The organism is Streptomyces sp. NBC_01775, from assembly GCF_035917675.1.
Lineage (GTDB): Bacteria > Actinomycetota > Actinomycetes > Streptomycetales > Streptomycetaceae > Streptomyces.
Window position 1 is genome coordinate 2954307 of record NZ_CP109104.1, and the last position, 17251, is coordinate 2971557.

At 70.4% G+C, this 17251-nt stretch carries 14 protein-coding genes and 1 pseudogene; 10 read left to right on the top strand and 5 right to left on the bottom strand.

Going from position 1 to position 17251, the window contains the following annotated elements:
- Window positions 1-72: 72 nt before the first annotated feature.
- Window positions 73-1527: a cation:dicarboxylate symporter family transporter gene (locus tag OHB04_RS13085; protein ID WP_326687857.1), complete on the bottom strand. Its 1455-nt coding sequence runs from the start codon at window positions 1525-1527 to the stop codon at window positions 73-75.
- Window positions 1528-1693: 166 nt separating this feature from the next.
- Here OHB04_RS13085 and OHB04_RS13090 point away from each other — a divergent pair, with 166 nt between their 5' ends.
- The 5 genes from OHB04_RS13090 to OHB04_RS13110 all read left to right on the top strand — a co-directional run bounded on the left by OHB04_RS13090 (window position 1694) and on the right by OHB04_RS13110 (window position 7645).
- Window positions 1694-3331, top strand: coding sequence for a sensor histidine kinase (locus OHB04_RS13090; protein ID WP_326687858.1), 1638 nt, complete (start codon window positions 1694-1696; stop codon window positions 3329-3331).
- On the top strand, window positions 3328-4041 hold the full coding sequence (locus OHB04_RS13095) for a response regulator (protein ID WP_326687859.1): 714 nt from the start codon (window positions 3328-3330) through the stop codon (window positions 4039-4041). Before OHB04_RS13090 ends, OHB04_RS13095 begins: the two co-directional genes overlap by 4 nt.
- An 86-nt stretch (window positions 4042-4127) precedes the next feature.
- Entirely contained in the window at window positions 4128-5168 is a 1041-nt protein-coding gene (locus OHB04_RS13100; protein WP_326687860.1) for a chitinase, read from the top strand.
- A gap of 177 nt (window positions 5169-5345) precedes the next feature.
- Window positions 5346-6725: an extracellular solute-binding protein gene (locus OHB04_RS13105; protein WP_326807492.1), complete on the top strand. Its 1380-nt coding sequence runs from the start codon at window positions 5346-5348 to the stop codon at window positions 6723-6725.
- Window positions 6722-7645 (top strand): carbohydrate ABC transporter permease, encoded by a 924-nt coding sequence (locus OHB04_RS13110; protein WP_326807493.1) that lies wholly within the window; start codon window positions 6722-6724, stop codon window positions 7643-7645. The genes OHB04_RS13105 and OHB04_RS13110 overlap by 4 nt, the downstream gene beginning before the upstream one ends.
- A gap of 141 nt (window positions 7646-7786) precedes the next feature.
- Here OHB04_RS13110 and OHB04_RS13115 read toward each other — a convergent pair whose 3' ends face one another.
- Window positions 7787-8425 carry an Hsp20/alpha crystallin family protein gene (locus OHB04_RS13115; protein WP_326687863.1) on the bottom strand — a complete coding sequence of 213 codons (639 nt, stop codon included), beginning with the start codon at window positions 8423-8425 and terminating at the stop codon, window positions 7787-7789.
- A 164-nt stretch (window positions 8426-8589) separates the two neighbouring features.
- Here OHB04_RS13115 and OHB04_RS13120 point away from each other — a divergent pair, with 164 nt between their 5' ends.
- A complete protein-coding gene (locus OHB04_RS13120) occupies window positions 8590-9414 on the top strand; it encodes a carbohydrate ABC transporter permease (RefSeq protein ID WP_326687864.1) in 825 nt (274 codons plus the stop codon).
- Here OHB04_RS13120 and OHB04_RS13125 read toward each other — a convergent pair.
- The gene (locus tag OHB04_RS13125) at window positions 9404-10321 is read right to left on the bottom strand and encodes a LysR family transcriptional regulator (protein ID WP_326809442.1); all 918 of its coding nucleotides are present in this window, start codon (window positions 10319-10321) and stop codon (window positions 9404-9406) included. The two genes, OHB04_RS13120 and OHB04_RS13125, sit on opposite strands and share 11 nt — an antisense overlap.
- A gap of 151 nt (window positions 10322-10472) precedes the next feature.
- Between OHB04_RS13125 and OHB04_RS13130 the strand changes: the two genes are divergently transcribed.
- The gene (locus tag OHB04_RS13130) at window positions 10473-11678 is read left to right on the top strand and encodes an MFS transporter (RefSeq protein WP_326807494.1); all 1206 of its coding nucleotides are present in this window, start codon (window positions 10473-10475) and stop codon (window positions 11676-11678) included.
- Between the two features lie 191 nt (window positions 11679-11869).
- Here the strand turns inward: OHB04_RS13130 and OHB04_RS13135 are convergent, their stop codons facing one another.
- Together OHB04_RS13135 and OHB04_RS13140 are read right to left on the bottom strand one after the other, a co-directional pair.
- A complete protein-coding gene (locus OHB04_RS13135) occupies window positions 11870-12217 on the bottom strand; it encodes a hypothetical protein (protein WP_326807495.1) in 348 nt (115 codons plus the stop codon).
- Window positions 12218-13536: 1319 nt separating this feature from the next.
- Window positions 13537-14763, bottom strand: a complete 1227-nt coding sequence (locus OHB04_RS13140) for a helix-turn-helix domain-containing protein (RefSeq protein ID WP_326807496.1) — start codon at window positions 14761-14763, stop codon at window positions 13537-13539.
- 98 nt (window positions 14764-14861) lie between these two features.
- Here OHB04_RS13140 and OHB04_RS13145 point away from each other — a divergent pair.
- The 3 genes and pseudogenes from OHB04_RS13145 to OHB04_RS13155 all read left to right on the top strand — a co-directional run bounded on the left by OHB04_RS13145 (window position 14862) and on the right by OHB04_RS13155 (window position 17078).
- Window positions 14862-15670 (top strand): annotated as a pseudogene (locus tag OHB04_RS13145) (class I SAM-dependent methyltransferase).
- A 196-nt stretch (window positions 15671-15866) separates the two neighbouring features.
- The gene (locus OHB04_RS13150) at window positions 15867-16358 is read left to right on the top strand and encodes a hypothetical protein (protein ID WP_326807497.1); all 492 of its coding nucleotides are present in this window, start codon (window positions 15867-15869) and stop codon (window positions 16356-16358) included.
- A 270-nt stretch (window positions 16359-16628) separates the two neighbouring features.
- The gene (locus tag OHB04_RS13155) at window positions 16629-17078 is read left to right on the top strand and encodes an SRPBCC family protein (RefSeq protein ID WP_326687866.1); all 450 of its coding nucleotides are present in this window, start codon (window positions 16629-16631) and stop codon (window positions 17076-17078) included.
- Window positions 17079-17251 lie beyond the last annotated feature (173 nt).

A 17251-nucleotide genomic window follows, 5' to 3' on the forward strand; every position in this document is an offset into this window, starting at 1 on the left:
CGTCCCCGACGTACTCCGGCCGGGTAGGCGGCCCCGGTCGGGGCCGCCTGCCCGGCCGGGCAGAGGCAGTCGTCAGGCCTTGACCTTGCCGGCCTTGACGGTGCTGACGGGCGCCGGGCCGGAGTCCGGCGCGGGCACCGGGGCTTCCCCGGACTGGCCGGGGCCCACCGGGTCGTGGCTCGGCGCCGGACCGTATTCGGTGTCCAGGGTCCGCTCGTCGAACGGCACCCGTCCGGCCAGCACCTCCGCGACCCGGGCCTTGTCGATCTCCTTGGTCCAGGTGCCGATCAGCACGGTGGCCACGGCGTTGCCCGCGAAGTTGGTCAGCGCACGGGCCTCGCTCATGAAGCGGTCGATGCCGACGATCAGGCCGACCCCGTCGACCAGCTCGGGCCGGTGCGACTGGAGGCCGCCCGCGAGGGTGGCCAGGCCCGCGCCGGTGACGCCGGCCGCGCCCTTGGAGGCGATGAACATGAAGATGAGCAGCGGGATCTGCTCGCCGATGGACAGCGGATCACCGGTGGCCTCGGCGACGAAGATCGAGGCCATCGTCAGGTAGATCATCGTGCCGTCGAGGTTGAAGGAGTAACCGGTCGGAACGGTGATGCCGACGACCGGCTTGCTGACGCCCAGGTGCTCCATCTTCGCGATCAGCCGGGGCAGCGCCGACTCCGAGGAGGAGGTCGACAAGATCAGCAGGAACTCCCGGCCGAGGTACTTCAGCAGCGAGAAGAGGTTGATGCCGGTGAAGAGCCGCAGGATCGTTCCGAGCACGATGAAGACGAACAGGAAACAGGTGATGTAGAAGCCGATCATGATGACCGCGAGGGACTTCAGCGCGTCCACACCGGTCTCCCCGACCACCGCCGCCATCGCGCCGAAGGCGCCGACCGGCGCGACCCACATGACCATCGCGAGCACCCGGAAGACCAGCTTCTGGATGTGCCCGATACCCCGCAGCACCGGCTCGCCCGCCGAGCCCATGCCCTGGAGGGCGAAGCCGACGAGCAGCGCGATCAGCAGCGTCTGGAGAACCGAGTCCCCGGTGAAGGCGGAGACCATGGTGGTGGGGATCATGCCCATCAGGAAGTCGGTCAGGCCCTCACCGCCCTTGGCCTGCGAGGCGCCCGCGTCCCGTGCCGCCTCGGTCAGGTGCAGCCCCTGACCGGGCTCCAGGATGTTGCCGACGACCAGCCCGATCGCCAGCGCGACCAGCGACATCAGCATGAAGTAGCCGAGCGCGAGCCCGCCGACCGCGCCGACCTTGGCGGCCTTGCGGACCGAGCCGATGCCCAGCACGATCGTGCAGAAGATGATCGGCGAGATCATCATCTTGATGAGGTTGACGAATCCCTCGCCCAGGGGCTTCAGCTCGGTTGCCACCCCTGGCGCGACCAGGCCGAGTGTCACGCCGAGCACCACGGCGGCGATCACCGCGATGTAGAGGTAGTGGGTGCGATCCTTTCGCGCCTTCGGTGCGGCCGGCGCTGTGTCTGCGGCGGCCTGCGGCGGTGTCTTCTTCGACACGTCGGCGGCTCCTCGTCAGTGGGTCGGTTCCGCCCGGTCGCCCGTTTACGGGGCGGCAATCGCGGATGCGGATCGTGTTAATTCCCGGTGACTATGCAGCAAGGTGCGACCGGCGTCACCCTTACGTGCATTACGTGCACGTGAACCGGAGCGGCAGACTGAAACCATGCGTGTCCCCCGTCCCCGCACCCCCGCGCGATCCCGCCCCCGCAGCCTGGCGGGACAGCTGTTCGCCATGCAGGTGGTGCTGGTCGCGGCCGTCGTCGCGGGGTGCGCGGTCTTCACGTACCTCTCCGCCCGGTCGCAGGCCCGGGACGCGGCCACCCACCAGGCGCGGGCGACCACCCAGGCCGTGGCCGACTCACCCTCCGTGCACGAGGCGATCCGCTCCCCGGACCCCAGCGCGCGGCTCCAGCCGTACGCGGAGCGGGTACGGCGGGATACCGGAGTCACCTTCGTGACGATCATGGACACCGACCGCACCCGCTGGACCCACCCCGACAAGCGGCGCATCGGCGAGCGCTTCGTCGGCCACATCGGGCCCGCGCTCAAGGGCCGCATCTTCGACGAGACCTACACCGGCACCCTCGGCCCCTCCGTGCGGGTCGTCACCCCCGTCCGGGAGGCCGGGCCCGGCGGCCGGATCGTCGGCCTGGTCAGCGCGGGCATCGCCGTGGACACCATCGGCAAGCGGGTCAGCGACCAGCTCACCGTGCTGCTCGCGGTCGCGGGGGGAGCACTGGCGCTCGGCGGCCTGGGCACATACGTGATCAACGCCCGGCTGCGCCGCCACACCCACGGCATGAACGCGGCCGAGCTGAGCCGGATGCACGACTACCACCACGCGACGCTGCACGCGGTACGCGAGGGGCTGCTGATGCTGGACGGACAGCGCAGGGTCGCGCTCGTCAACGACGGCGCACGCGAGCTGCTCGGCCTCAGCGGCCAGGGCGAGCTGGTGGGCCGCGACGTGGCGGGCCTCGGCCTGCCGAAGCAGCTGACCGGCGCGCTGCTGGCGTCCGAGCCGCGGGTGGACGAGGTCCACCTGACCGGGCAGCGCGTGGTCGTCGTCAACACCTCGCCGGTCGACGGCGGCGAGCGTCGCGGCACGGTCGTCACCCTGCGCGACCACACCGAGCTCCAGGCGCTCACGGGCGAGCTGGACTCGGTACGCGGCTTCACCGAAGCGCTCCGCTCCCAGGCCCACGAGGCCGCCAACCGCCTCCACACCGTCGTCTCCCTGATCGAGCTGGGCCGCGTGGAGGAAGCGGTGCACTTCGCCACGGAAGAGCTGGAGCTGGCGCAGGCGCTGACGGATCAGGTCGTCACGGCGGTGGGCGAGCCGGTGCTGGCCGCGCTTTTGCTGGGGAAGGCGGCCCAGGCGAACGAGCGGGGGGTCGAGTTGGCGCTCACCCCCGACTCGCACGTCGACGACGTGGCCGGGCTGCCCGCCCGGGAGCTGGTGACGGTCCTGGGCAACCTCATCGACAACGCGGTCGAGGCAGCGTCGAGCGTCCCCCAGCCCCGCCCGTTCCTCCGGGGCCCCCGGGTCACCGTCACCATCCAGCGCACCCCGGCCCCCGAGCTCCTGATCAAGGTCGCGGACAATGGGCCGGGGCTCCCTCCGGGCGCGGGTGACACCCTCTTCGAGCGTGGCTGGTCCACCAAGCCGGGCGGCGGTATCGGGCTGGCGCTCGTCCGGCAGACCGCGCGTCGGCACGGCGGGGACGTCACCGCGAGTCAACGACCGGACGGCGGCGCGGAGTTCATCGTCCGGCTGCCGCTCCCCGGGGAGGGAACATGACCCTGCGCGTCCTCGTCGTCGAAGACGACCCCGTCGCGGCGGACGCCCACGCGCTGTACGTCACGCGCGTGCCCGGCTTCAAGGTCGCGGCGGTGGCGCACACGCGCGCGGAGGCCGTCCGGGCGCTGGAGGAACAAGGGCCGGTGGACCTGATCCTGCTGGATCTGTATCTGCCCGACGGCAGCGGGCTGGAGCTGCTGCGTTCGCTGCGCACGGCCGGGCACGGGGCCGACGTGTTCGCGGTGACCTCGGCACGGGATCTGACGGTGATCCGGGAGGGCGTCTCGCTCGGCGTGGTACAGCACGTGCTGAAGCCGTTCACGTTCCGGTCGCTGAGCGACCGCCTGCTGCGCTACGCGGACTTCCGTACGACCGCCGAGGCGAGCAGCGAGGCATCCAGCCAGGACGAGGTGGACCACGCGCTCTCGGTGCTGCGCGCGGCACCCGCGTCCTCCGCGCTGCCCAAGGGGCTGAGCTCGGGCACGCTCGCCAGGGTGACGACCGAGCTGCGCGACTCGGCGCGGGAGGGGCTGACGGCGAGTGAGGCGGCCGTGCGGATCGGCATGAACAGGATCACCGCGCGCCGCTATCTCGAACACCTCGTCGCCACGGGGCACGCGGACCGCCGGCAGCGGTACGGGCTGGTGGGGCGGCCCGAGCACCACTATGTGTGGCGCTCCGGCACGGCGAGTGACAGTAAAGCTCCCTGACGTTTCTGTCCGCTCCTATTGTCTATACCAATACTTCCTCGCTAGCGTGCGGCGGCACCAACCGGTCTTCCGACAGGGAGAGTCACGTGTCCCCCCACACCACCCCCCACCGCCGCAGCAAGGCCCGCCGCAGACTCACCATAGGTCTGGGAGCGGGAGTCGCCGCCGTCATCGCCGCCTCGGCGCCGGCGGTGAACGCCCAGGCCTCACCCGAAGGCCCGGACGACGCCAAGGCCGCGACGCCCAGCGGCATGAACGGCCCCTACCTCTACCTGGGTTGGGGCAACCCGCCGGACCCGGTCTCTTTCCTGAAGGAGACCGGCACCAAGCAGCTGACCATGGCCTTCATCCTCTCGGACGGCGGCTGCTCCCCCGCCTGGGACGGACAGCGTCCGCTCGGCGGCGGCCAGGACGAGCAGGCCATCAAGGCGATCCAGCAGGCGGGCGGCGATGTGACGCCGTCCATCGGCGGCTGGAGCGGCAACAAGCTGGGCGAGGCGTGCTCCAGCGCGCAGGACCTGGCGGGCGCCTACCAGAAGGTCATCGACGCCTACGGGCTCAAGTCGATCGACATCGACATCGAGTCGAGCGAGGTCGAGAACGCCGAGGTGCGGCAGCGGGTCATCGACGCGCTGAAGATCGTCAAGGACAAGAACGCGGGCATCAAGGTCTATGTGACCTTCGGTACCACCACCAAGGGCCCGAACGAGAACGGCAAGGACCTGATCAACAAGGGTGCGGCGGCCAAGCTCGACGTCGACGCCTGGACGGTCATGCCCTTCGACTTCGGCGACGGCACCACTGACATCGCGGGCGCCACCAAGTCCGCCGTCGACGGCCTCAAGGACCAGGTGAAGGCGGCCTACGGGCTCTCCGACGAGGAGGCGTACAAGAAGTCGGGCCTCTCCTCGATGAACGGCAAGACCGATGTCGAGGGCGAGTCGGTCTCCCCCGGTGACTTCCAGCAGATCGTGGACTACGCCAAGTCCAAGAATCTGTCCCGGGTGAGCTTCTGGTCCGTCAACCGCGACCGTCCCTGCGCGGGCGGCGGCGCGAGCGACTCGTGCAGCGGGATCGACCAACAGCAGTGGGAGTTCTCCAAGATCCTGGCCGGCTACGGGGGCTGACCGGACAACGACGAGGGGCGGCGCCGCCGATGGCAGCGCCGCCCCTCACCCGTTCCCCCGTCGGCGCCCGGTCCCCCGTCGCCCGCATCGCGCACCGATCAGCCGGCTCCGCCGTATTGACCTCGTGCCCGGGCAGCGTCACCGTACGGACACCAGCCTGGCCGAGGAGGTTGTGCCGTGCGCCGCCCCACCGCTCCGCGAACCAGAGTTCTCCTGCTGACCACCGCGCTCACCACGCTCGCCGCGAGCACGCTCGCCGCCTGCGGCGGGGGCGGTGGCGCCGGGGACAAGAACACCGTCCGGATCGCCTTCCACAAGGAGACCGACAACAAGGTCACCTTCCGCGACGACTACCTCAAGTTCGTCGCGAAGAAGTTCGAGAAGCAGAACAAGGGCAAAAAGGTCGAGCTGGTGCCCATTCAGGCGCCGCAACAGGACTACTACACAAAGATCCAGCAGATGATGCGGTCTCCCAAGACCGCTCCGGACCTGGTCTACGAGGACACCTTCCTCATCAACTCCGACATCAAGAGCGGCTATCTGCGGCCCCTGGACGACTATCTGGCCGACTGGAAGGACTGGAACCAGTTCGAGCCGGCGGCCAAGCGGGCGGCGAGCGCGGCGGACGGCAAGACCTACGGCGTGCCCGACGGCACGGACACCCGCGGCCTGTGGTTCAACAAGAAGCTGTTCAAGAAGGCGGGGCTGCCCACCGACTGGGAGCCGAAGACCTGGGACGAGGTGCTGGATACCGCCCGCACCCTGAAGAAGAAGCTGCCCGGCGTCGTCCCGCTCAACGTCTTCGCGGGCAAGGGCGCCGGCGAGGCCACCGCCATGCAGGGCTTCGAGATGCTGCTCTACGGCACCGGCAAGAACCCCCTCTACGACCCGAAGGCCAAGAAGTGGGTCAAGGGCGGCAAGGGCTTCAAGGACAGCCTGGGCTTCCTCGACACCCTCTACGGCGAGAAGCTGGGCCCCTCGGCGGACCAGGCCGTCGATCCCAACGTCACCTCCGACGTGGCCACCGAGCTGCTGCCCAAGGGGAAGCTGGCGATCGCGCTGGACGGCTCCTGGCTCAGCCAGTTCTGGATCAAGACGGGCGGCAAGCCGTGGCCCGAGTGGAAGGAGACGATGGGCCTGACGCCGATGCCCACGCAAGGCGGCGCGGCGCCGGGCGAGGTCAGCATGTCGGGCGGGTGGACCTGGTCCATCCCGCAGAAGTCCCGCAACCCCGAGCTGGCCTGGAAGATGATCCGCACGATGCAGACCAAGCAGAAGGCGGTCGAGTGGTGCATCCGCGGCTCCCAGGTGGCCGTTCGCCAGGACGTGGCCAAGGACCCGCGCTATCTGAAGTCGATGCCCGGCATCAAGTTCTTCACCGACCGGGTCGCCAACACCCACTACCGCCCGGCCCTGCCCGTCTATCCGCAGGTCTCCACGGCCATCACGGAGGCGACGGAGTCGGTGGCCACCGGTGACTCCTCGCCCGGGGAGGCCGCCAAGTCCTACGACGAGCAGCTCGACGGCATCGCCGACGGCGCCGTCATCGGCAAATGAGCCTGTCCCAGACCACGCCCACCCGGCACCCCGCGCGCGTTCCCCCTCCCGGGGGCGGCGGGCGCCCCCGGCACGGCTGGCGCTGGCTGCCGATCGCCCCGGCCACCGTCGTCCTGCTGCTCTTCCTGGCAGGGCCGATCCTCTACTGCGTCGCGATCGCCTTCACCGACATGCGGCTGACGGGACAGGAGTCGGCCTCTTTCGTCGGGTTCGACAACTTCACCCGGGCCTTCGGGGACGAGCACTTCCGCAACTCGGTTGTCCTGACGCTGGTGTTCACCCTTCTGTCCTCGATCGTGGGCCAGAACACCCTCGGCCTGGCCCTGGCCTCGCTGATGCGGCGTGCCTCCAGGGTGGTGCGCGCGGTGACGGGCGCGATCGTGATCAGCGCGTGGGTGCTGCCGGAGATCGTGGCGGGCTTCTTGCTCTACACGTTTTTCCACAAGGAGGGCCAGCTCAACGCGGTGTTGGAGTGGCTCCAGCTGCCGTCGCAGAACTGGATGTTCACGCTGCCGATCCTCGCGGTCTCCTTCGCCAACGTGTGGCGCGGCACCGCGTTCTCCATGCTCGTCTACTCCGCCGCGCTCTCGGAGATCCCCCAGGAGGTCACCGAGTCGGCGGAGGTGGACGGGGCCGGCGGCCTCAAGCGGCTGTGGCACATCACGCTGCCGATGATCCGCCGCTCGATCGGCACCAATCTGATGCTCAACACGCTCCAGACGCTGTCGGTCTTCGGCCTGATCTGGGCGATGACCAAGGGCGGCCCGGCCCACCGCAGCGAGACGCTGCCGGTGTTCATGTACGACCAGGCCTTCACCAAGTCGCTGATCGGCTACGGCACGGCCGTGGCGCTGCTGCTGCTCGTGGTCGGCGCGCTGTTCTCCGTGGTGTACCTGCGGCTGATGCGCGAGGAGGTGTAGATGCCGTCCGCCACGATGCACCCGGCCACGAAACCGCCCCCGACGCAGTGTGCCCGGCGGCCGGGTGGGGCGGGCCGCCGGGCGGTGGTGCTGGTGGTGCTGGTCGTACTGTGCGGGGCTGAACGGGGGGTCAGCCCCGGATCAGCCCTGTGTCGAGCGGCGCTTGCGCGCGAAGACGACGAGTCCGCCGCCGACGACGACCACGGCGGCAGCGATGCCGGCGATCATCGGGGTGTTGCTGGACGAACCGGTCTCAGCCAGGTTCTCGCCACCGCCCTGGGGGTTGGACGCGGGAGCGGTGGTGCTGGACTCCGGCGCGGTGGGCTGCGGCTTCTCCGTCTGCGAAGGAGTGCTGCTCGGCGCGGGCTTGGTGGGCGCCGGCTTGGTGGGCTCCTCGGTGGGAGTCGGCTTCGGGGGCTTGGTGGCGCAGACCGGGGAGGTCTTGGTCTCCGGGCCCCAGGAGTACTTGTCGTCGTCCCCGGCCTTGACCTGTGCCGTCACGGTCAGCGGCTTGGTGTGCTTGGGGAGATCGACCTTCTTGTGGAACTGACCCTTGAAGGTCTCGGTCAGCAGCGTCTTGTCGCCGGCCTTCAGCGTGACGGTGTTGTCCTTGTCCTGGGCGTAGCTCGTCAAGTCGATCTGGACCGAGTAACAGTCCACGGACCACTTGGGAGTGTGTGCCTGGGCCGGCGCCGCAGCTATCGCGGTGCCGAGGAATGCCGCGGCACCCGTCGCCGCGATGGCGACCGACCGCTGCCATCTGAGGCGCAGTGCTGTCATGTTTGTCCTTCCGGTAGAACCACGCCGCGCGAAGAGCGGACGGCGGGTGACAGCACGGTACTCCCGTCGGCCACGCGGGACACAACGACCCCGGTAATTCCAACTCTTCCACACGGAGGGACAGTTCGTGACCAGGAAGTGTTCACGATGAGGAGGACCGGACAGTGACGCGCGGCACACGGCGGCGCCTGGCATCCGACGCCGGACTCGTGGTCGTCGCGGCGGCGTTCGTCGTCCCGCTGGCGTGGCTCGTGTTCGCCTCGCTCGACGCGGAGGCCACCCTCCGGGTGAGGCCGCCCGGCTCGCCGACCCTGGAGAACTTCTCGGCGGTGCTGACCGACGAGATCACCTTCACGCCGATGCGCAACAGCCTGGTGCTGTGCGGCGGCGCGACCGCGCTGACGGTGGTGTGCGCCGCGCTCGCCGCCTATCCCCTCTCCCGCTTCAGATCCCGCTTCGCCCGGCCCTATCTGCTGGGCATCCTGTTCACCACCTGCCTGCCGGTGACGGCGGTGATGGTGCCGGTCTACGGGCTGTTCGTGCAGACCAACCTCATCGACACCATGTACGGCACGGCGCTGTTCCTGGCCGCCTCACAACTGCCCTTCGCCGTCTGGCTGATGAAGAACTTCATGGACGGGGTGCCCGAGGTCCTGGAGGAGGCCGCCTGGACCGACGGCGCCTCCTGGGGGCAGTCGCTGCTGCGGGTCATCCTGCCGCTGATGGGTCCCGGCGTCTCGGTGGTGGCGATCTACAGCTTCGTGATGATGTGGGGCAACTTCTTCGTCCCGTTCATGCTGATCCTCAGCCCCGACCAGATGCCCGCCTCGGTCAGCATCTTCACCTTCTTCGGCAACTACGGCGCCGTCGTCTACGGGCAGCTGGCCGCCTTCTCCATCCTCTACTCGACGCCGGTGATCCTGCTCTACGTCCTCATCTCCCGCCGCCTGGGCGGCGGATTCCTGCTGGGCGGCGCGGTCAAGGGCTGAGCACGCCCGCCGCGGGCTCCTCCGCCGGGTCGCCGACCGCCCGCGCGAAGGCGCGCAGCGTTGCCGTGTCCGCGCCCCTGGCGTGCACCAGGCCCAGCTCCGAGGGCGGCAGCCCGGTGACGGGCACGAAGGCCACGTCGGCGCGCGCATGGGTCTCGGCCGTCGGACGGCACAACAGCATGGCGCCGCGCCCGGCGGCGGCGGTCGCCAGCCCCTCCTGGAGCGTGATGACGGCGGGCCCCCGCGGCACGGGCAGCCCGCCCGGTGTGTACGGGGGCGCCTGGTGGTCGCGCCAGTAGGCGGGCGCGGGCGGGCCGGCGGCGATGAGCGGGGTCGACGCCAACTCCTCGACGTCCAGCGCCGCGCGGCCCGCGAGGGGGTGGTTGGCGGCGACGGCGAGGGTCCAGGGCTGCCGCTCGAAGCACGGCCCCAGCACCAGGTCCGGCTCCCGCACAGGCAGCAACACGATCGCGGCATCCACCTCGCCGCGCCGCACGGGCCCGAAGGGGTCGGCCATGGTGACCTCCACGACGCTCGTCTCCACCCGGGGATGGCGCGCGTGGAAGAGGCCCAGAGCCGCTGTCATCCGGTGGTTGGCGCTGCCCAGGAACCCCAGGCGCATGCGACCCGCCACACAGCGGGCCGCCGACCGCGCTTCGTCCACGACGTCGGCCAGCTGCCCGTAGGCGGGGCGCAGCCGGGTTACGAAGCGTTCGCCGAGCGGGGTCAGCGCCACCCTGCGGCTCGTACGCTCCACCAGGCGGGCGCCGACGCGGCTCTCCAGCGAGCGCAGCAGCTGGCTGACCCTGCTCTGCGACACGTACAGCCGCTCGCCCGCGCGGCCGAAGTGCAGCTCCTCGGCCAGCACCAGAAAGCACTCCAGCTCCCTGATCTCCAGCGAGTGGATCTCCGTGCCGCCCGTGCCCGTCACCCTGCCCGTTCGCGCGTCCACGCCCGCTCCTCTCCATCGACACCGATGGCTCATCGATGAGCCCCGCTCATGGAAGGATGAGAAGTCCGCCGTTGTTCCCGCAGGTCACGCGGCGTTGGCTGGATCCATGACCGAATCCGTCACCACGCCCGTCCCGCGGCGAACGACGCCCCGGGCACCGCTCAGCTCCTGGCTCGCCGTCCTCTCCCTCACCGGCGCCACGTTCTCCATCACCGCGACCGAGATGCTGCCGGTCGGCCTGCTCACCCCGATGAGTGGCGAACTGGGCGTCTCCGAGGGCTCGACGGGGCTCACCGTCACCCTCATGGGCCTGACCGCGGCCGTCGCGGCCCCCACTCTGCCGCTGCTCGCGGGCCGCCTGGACCGGCGGATCCTCCTGGCGGCGCTGATGACCGCGATGGCAGCCGCCAACCTGCTGTCGGCACTCGCCCCCTCGCTCACCGTGCTGCTGCTCGCCCGGGTCGCGGCGGGGGTGGCGCACGGCGGGGTGTGGGCGCTGGCGGCAAGCCTCGCGGTACGCCTCGTGCCAGCCGCGCGGGTAGGCCGGGCGCTGTCCACCGTGTTCGCCGGGATCGGCATCGCCTCGGTGCTCGCCGTCCCGGCCGGCACCATGCTCGGGCAGACCCTCGGCTGGCGGGCCGCGTTCTTCGCCGCGGCCGGCCTCACCGCGCTCGTCGCCCTGGCCCTGACCCTGACCCTGCCCGCGCTGCCCGCCGAGCGCGCGGTACGCCCCCGCGAACTAGCCGGGCTCGCCGGGAACGTCCCGCTGCGCACCGGCATGCTCTTCCTGACCCTGCTGGTGATCGGCCAATTCGCCGCCTACACCTACGTCCGCCCCTTCCTGGAACAGGTCTCCGGGGTCGCCCCCGGCCTGATCGGCGTGCTGCTCCTGGGCTACGGCGCGGCGGGCGTCGCCGGCAACTTCACGGCCGGCACGGCGGCCTCACGTACCCCGCGCCGGGTTCTGTTGGTGCTCAGCACCGGCATGGGCGCGACGATGGCGCTGCTGGCCGTGCTGGGCGGGCACGCCCCTTCGGCGATCGGCGTCCTGCTGCTGTGGGGCGTGTTCTACGGCGGGGTATCGGTCAGCAGCCAGGCCTACGTGCTGGCGACGGCGTCGGAGACCCGGGAGGCGGCGGGCGCGCTGTTCGCCTCGGTCTTCAACGCCTCGATCGCCCTGGGCGCCTTCATCGGAGGCCGCGTCGTGGACACCACTCCCCTACGCACGGTCCTGCTACTGGGCGCGGCCTTGTGCGCCGCGGCCCTGAGCGTGCTGGCTACCGCCAAGAGCCCGGCGGGCGGAAAGGGCTGACCGTGTCAGGGGTTGGAGGCCGAGTAAGGCTCCGCTCGACGATCCGGACGCCAATGGCGGTCCGGGCATCACGTCCCCGCCTCTCGACCGGCCCGCACCTCGCACGAGCGCTCGAGGTTCCGCCGACCTCCCTCCTACCCGAGGGATGATCTTGCCCTTCCGCGACGGGAGAAGCGCGGGCGGGCAGGGCGCTATCGGGGTGGGTCCGGGCAGCGTTCGCCGGGCCGCGGGCACACCAGCGCGACCCGTACAACGAACTGGCCCCGGGAGTAGTATCCCGCGTAGGCGTCCGCGTGCCGGTCCACACTGGCCCGCAGGTAGTCCAGCTTCCCGTCGAGAGCGCTCGGTGGCGCCTCGCGCACTTCCTGGTCCAGCCACGCGAACACCTCCTCCGGATCCGTGAAGGTGCCCGCGCGCATGTGCTGAGGCTTGCGGAACCACTGCGAGATCGTGTTCGGCGGCGTCGCGGACTGGGGATCCCGGGCCTCCCTGTCCGGCGGTACCTGCCCACCGGTGTACGTATACGCGTGCCAGTGCATCCCCCGCGTCCTTCCGCGTAGGGCCCGGCGCCCGTTGACCGGACGCCGGGCGGTTGGCGCTGCTATCGGTCGCCGCCGCAGCCGGTACCGTCGCCGCAGTCGGGCTCGTCAGCGGGTTGGGTAGGCTCGTCGTCCTCGGGATCGACGTGGAGAACCAGTGCGTGCATCGTGCTCCTCCTCTGTTCGGTTTTCTCGGGGACCCGCCTCGGTGCCGCGGCTGTCACGCGATGGAGTGGAAGCCGGTGCGTGCGGCCCGCCCGGGGCGGGGGTCAGTTGTCCTGCCGGCTGTCAGAGGCGTCGGGGCCCACGGGACGGGGGCAGACGCCCCGGCCGGCCAGTTGGCCGGCTGCGGCGAACCTTGGGGACATCGGGCGAGCGAGCCGCTCCGCGCCGGTGTCCACGTGGTTCACCGGCCTGTGATGCCGTAGGTGAGTGCCAGCACCAGGGCCGTGAGGGCGAGGATGTAGAGAGCCTCGCGACGACGGTGGCTCATGACCGAGCCGAGTTGGTGGGGTGCTTGGCGTCGAGGTGGAGGGCCATGCCGCGTATGAGGATTCGCGCGAGGTCGGTCTCGTCGCGTCCTTCGGCTGCGCGGATCATGTGCCCGTACTGGTCGCACATCTCGCAGGGGCCCCGGCCACCCTCGTCCCTGCCTGCGCCTGGCTCGGTAGTGACCAGGCGCATCACAGGGCCGCCGGCCAGCAGCGGGCGGCCACCAGTTCCGGGGCGCGGTGCGGGTCATAGCCAGCGGTCATGTCCGGCCCCTCTCGACGGCGGACGGGCAAGCGCACCGGCCGGTGACGACCACCCACGGCGCTGTCTTGGGCTGCGGCTCCTCACGCCCGGAGACGCGGGGGGTTTGGCCGCATCGTCGGCAGCGGCCCGCCGCCGCGCGCGCCGCCCGTACGAACACTCCGACATCACGCGGCATCGCGGTCACCCCCTGGGCACAGCGGGGACATTCACACGGCGGGTACTCCAGCGGACGGCTGAGAGGCTGGGGCGCCTTGTCCTCGCCCTCCCGGACGGTGCGCCGTCGGCCCCAGGTGCAGTCGGAATCGCGGGATACGCGGATGGTCATTGTGGTCACGGCCGCAACCCCGGCACAGGGCGGCTGCGCGCGGCGGCGTAGGCGGCTCCCTCGCCGGAGCCGGTCGTCAGTGTCTGCATGGAGCTGTCCTCACTGGGATGAGCGGCACCGGATCCTGAGGGGATGACCGAAGCCGCCGGTCGGTGAGGACAGTAGGAGTGCGGAACCTTCCGCCCCAGGGACGGCCCGCCCTATTTCGCAGCCTCGCTGGGACGCCTTGTCCTAGCTGTCAGCCGTCCAGGTGAAGCCTGTTGGCCAACTCCGTGACGGGACTGCGCCGACGGCGCTCCCTCGACCGAAGCTCCGCGACCAGGCGCCGCGAGGTGCCGTGGTAACGCATCCATTCCGGCGCGTCGTCCTCGGCCTTCAACAACGCCACCGCGGCCCGGCCGTCCTGGCCGATGTCCGCATGGGCCTGCGCCCGGTCCACTTGAAAGCGCGCCCGCCAGGTCGGTGGCAGCGTCTCCAGACGCGGAACCGTGCGGGCTGCCTCGATCGCCTCCGCGCTCTTGCCCATCTCCACCAGGAAGTTCACGCGCGCCACGCCCGCGTTGGCCGGCCCGAAGGGAGTCGCGTAATCGAGCCGGTCCGTGCCGAGACCGGCTGCCGCGGCCGAGGCCATCCGCAACAGCTCTTCGACGCGGTCGTACTGGGCCTCGCCCTGACGGACGGTCGCTGTCGCCGCGCGGAGCATCAGGATCCCCCAGAGGGAGAGGGCAAGCGGCGGGGAGCGGAAGCCGGGTTCGGCGGACTCAGCGGTGGCGAGTGCCACGCGCGCCGCGTCCTGCAACCGCCCCTGCTTGGTGAGAATCCAGGCGAGAGTGGACGCGCCGACGGTCTCCAGATGAGGATCGTCCGAGGACCGGGCCGCCACGGTGGCGCGCTCTATCGCCGTGAATGCGGCATCTTCCTTGCCCAACGCTGTCAAAGTGGTCGCCGCGACCTGATATGCCTCCGCGAGCACCGCGTTGGCCGCTGCTTGGTCCGCCCCGCTGTGATGGCGTACGGCAGCACGGGCATCGCGGATAAGTTGCGGGAGGACAGCGCCGACCTGCCCGACGCGGCCTTCCCGCCGAATGTGTTCCGTTGAACGCAACGCGGCCCGCAGTGCCCCGATGGTGGGCGGCGGATCCTCCGGGTCGTCGTCCTCCGCCAGCAGATCGGAGACGGGCGAAACCGCCTGCCGCAGGAGCAGGAGACTGGGCTCTTCCCGCCCTTCGGGAGACGGTTCGAAGACAGCCGGTGCTCCGACGAGTACGGAAACCTCGACGTCGAGGGCCTGCGCCAGAGCGTTCAGCGTGGCCATCCGCGCGGTGAGGCGCCGGTTCTGCTCCAGCTTCCTGACAACATCGACCGATACACCCGCCCGAGCGGCCATCTGCTCCTGCGTCAGGCCACGCTGCTCTCGGAGCCGTCCGATCCGATCGCCGATCGTGGTCCCGAACATGTGCGTCATGACTACCCCCGCCAGGTGGATACCCGCCATCCACGTTACGCCGGTTCGCCGGAGCCTGTCAGATACGGGCTGACGTGATCCGACCACTGGTCGGCAGAATGCTCCGCATGGACATCGCACCCGAGGTCATGGCCTTCTACGCGTCCACCATCGACGAGTCCCAGCGCCTGACGATGTCGGCCGACGGCGCACTTGAGCTGCTTCGCACGCAAGAGCTGCTGCGCCGCTACCTCCCGCCCGCGTCCTGGATGTCGGTGGCGGCCCCGGTGCGCATGCCAGGTGGCTGATCGAGGACGGCTACGCCGTGCACGTCGTGGACCCGGTGCCCCGGCATGTCGATGCCGCGCGACGCGTCGCGACCTCGGCCGAGGTGGGCGATGCCCGCGATCTGAACCTCAGCGACGGTGACTTCGACGTGGTACTGGTCCTCGGCCCGCTCTACCACCTGCTGGAGCGTGCCGAGCGGGACCGGGCGCTCGCCGAGGCATACCGGGTGGTGCGGCCGGGGGGCCTGGTGGCCGCGGCGGGCATCAACCGGTACGCGTCCCTGTTCGAGCACACGGCGTTCGCGCACCTCTACAAGGACAGCGTCCGGGAGAGCATCGAGGGCATCCTGCGCAGCCAGGTCCACGACGGGAAGAAGTCGTTCACCGCGGCGTACTTCCACAGCGGTGCCGAGCTGCGCGACGAGGTGGCCGAGGCCGGGTTCGAGGATGCGGAGGTCTTTGGAATCGAGGGGCCGGCATGGGGGATGCTCAAGGCGACCGAGCAGTACACGAAGGGGTCGGTTGCGGGATCCGATCTGTTCGAGTCCGCGCTGACGGCCGCCCGGCTGGCCGAGCCGTACCCGGAACTGCTCGCCGCCAGCTCACACATGCTCGCCGTCGGCTGGCGCCCGGAGGCATGACGAAAGAGCCCCCGCCCCAGTCCCGTCAAGGCGTCAGGCGTCAGGCGTCAGGCAGCGGGCAGCGGGCAGCGGGCAGCGGGCAGCGGGCAACCCGCAGCACACAGCGTCCGCACGGGTCCCAGAGCGGCTCGGAGAGCTGTACCCCCTAAGTGAGCTGTACTCCATATACCGTCCGACAGAGCAGAAGGGCACCGCGATGACCACCCTCGCCGTCACCGGGCACATGGATCTCACCGACGAAACCGTCCCGCTCGTCCAAGCGGCACTCGACGGGCTCCTCGATGGCTATGCGCCCACCGACTTGGTGGGGGTGTCGTGCATCGCGAAGGGCTCGGACATCTTGTTCGCCGAAGCCATCGTGGAAACGGGCGGCCGGCTCGTCGTGGTGCCGCCGTCCCGGGACTACCGGGACGCGAAGGTGAAGCCCGATCACGCTCCGGCCTTCGACCGCCTCCACGCAGCGGCGGGCGAGGTGCTGGTGATGCCGCACGACACGGCGAACCGGAGTGCATACGAGACCGCGAACACTGTGCTGCTGGAACGCGCCGACCGGCTCGTCGCCGTGTGGAACGGGCAGCCTCCGGGCGGCAAGGGCGGCGGCACTGCCGACGTGGTGGAGGAGGCACGTGCGGCCGGCATCCCGGTCGACGTCATCCGGCCGGACGGCGCTGCTCGCCGAGACGGGTAGGCGTGCCGGGGACACGGCCAACAGCCCCGCCGTCCCGGAGGAGGCGCTGTGGTCAATTCGGGCCGGGCGTGACATCGGGCTCCGAGACCTGGTTGTGGTCTTGGAGCCCGACATTGTCGTGCCGGAGCGGGTGCCGTGTCGTTGCAGCCGAGGGTGTCGGGTGAGATTCCGCCGCCTCGCGCGCCCCTGGAGAAGCGCCGCCGAGCCTGAGATGAGAGCTGCGTCCGACCAGGGCAAGGGCCCGGGATACCCAGTGTCTAGGGTGAGCTTGTGCAGCATTTCGAGGTGGTGACAGCCGTCGCCGCACCCCCGGACCAGGTGTTCGCGGTATGCCTGGACGTGGAGGCGCATGCCCGCTCGATGGCCGATTCGTCGGAGCGCGCGGTTGGCGGCAAGACCCGGGGAGAGCTGACGCTCGGTGACACGGTGACCTTCCAGGCTCACCATCTCGGCCTGACCTGGCGGCTCAAGGCCCGCATCACCTCCTACGACCGGCCCCGATGTTTCGTGGACGAGCAGGAGTCCGGACCCTTCAAGCGATGGCGTCACGCCCACCACTTCGAGCCGGACGGCGCCGGCGGCACCACCATGAGAGACGTCATCGACTTCGCCTCACCGCTGGGGCCTGTCGGGCGCATCGTCGACAGACTCTTCCTGAGCCGGTACATGCCCCACCTCATCAAAATCCGCAACGCCTACCTGGCCGGCACTTTCGACTGAGTGGCGGGCCAGGCACCCCGCTCCACCGCAAACAGCCCCGCGCCGCCGGTGGATCGGGGCGGACGCGATGCGCCTCTGTCCAGCAGAGCAACCCGACGGGACGGGACGGAGCACCAGCCCTCGCCGTCCCGGAGGATGGCGAGGGCTCGGTCAACTGGCCGTGCGGTCACCAA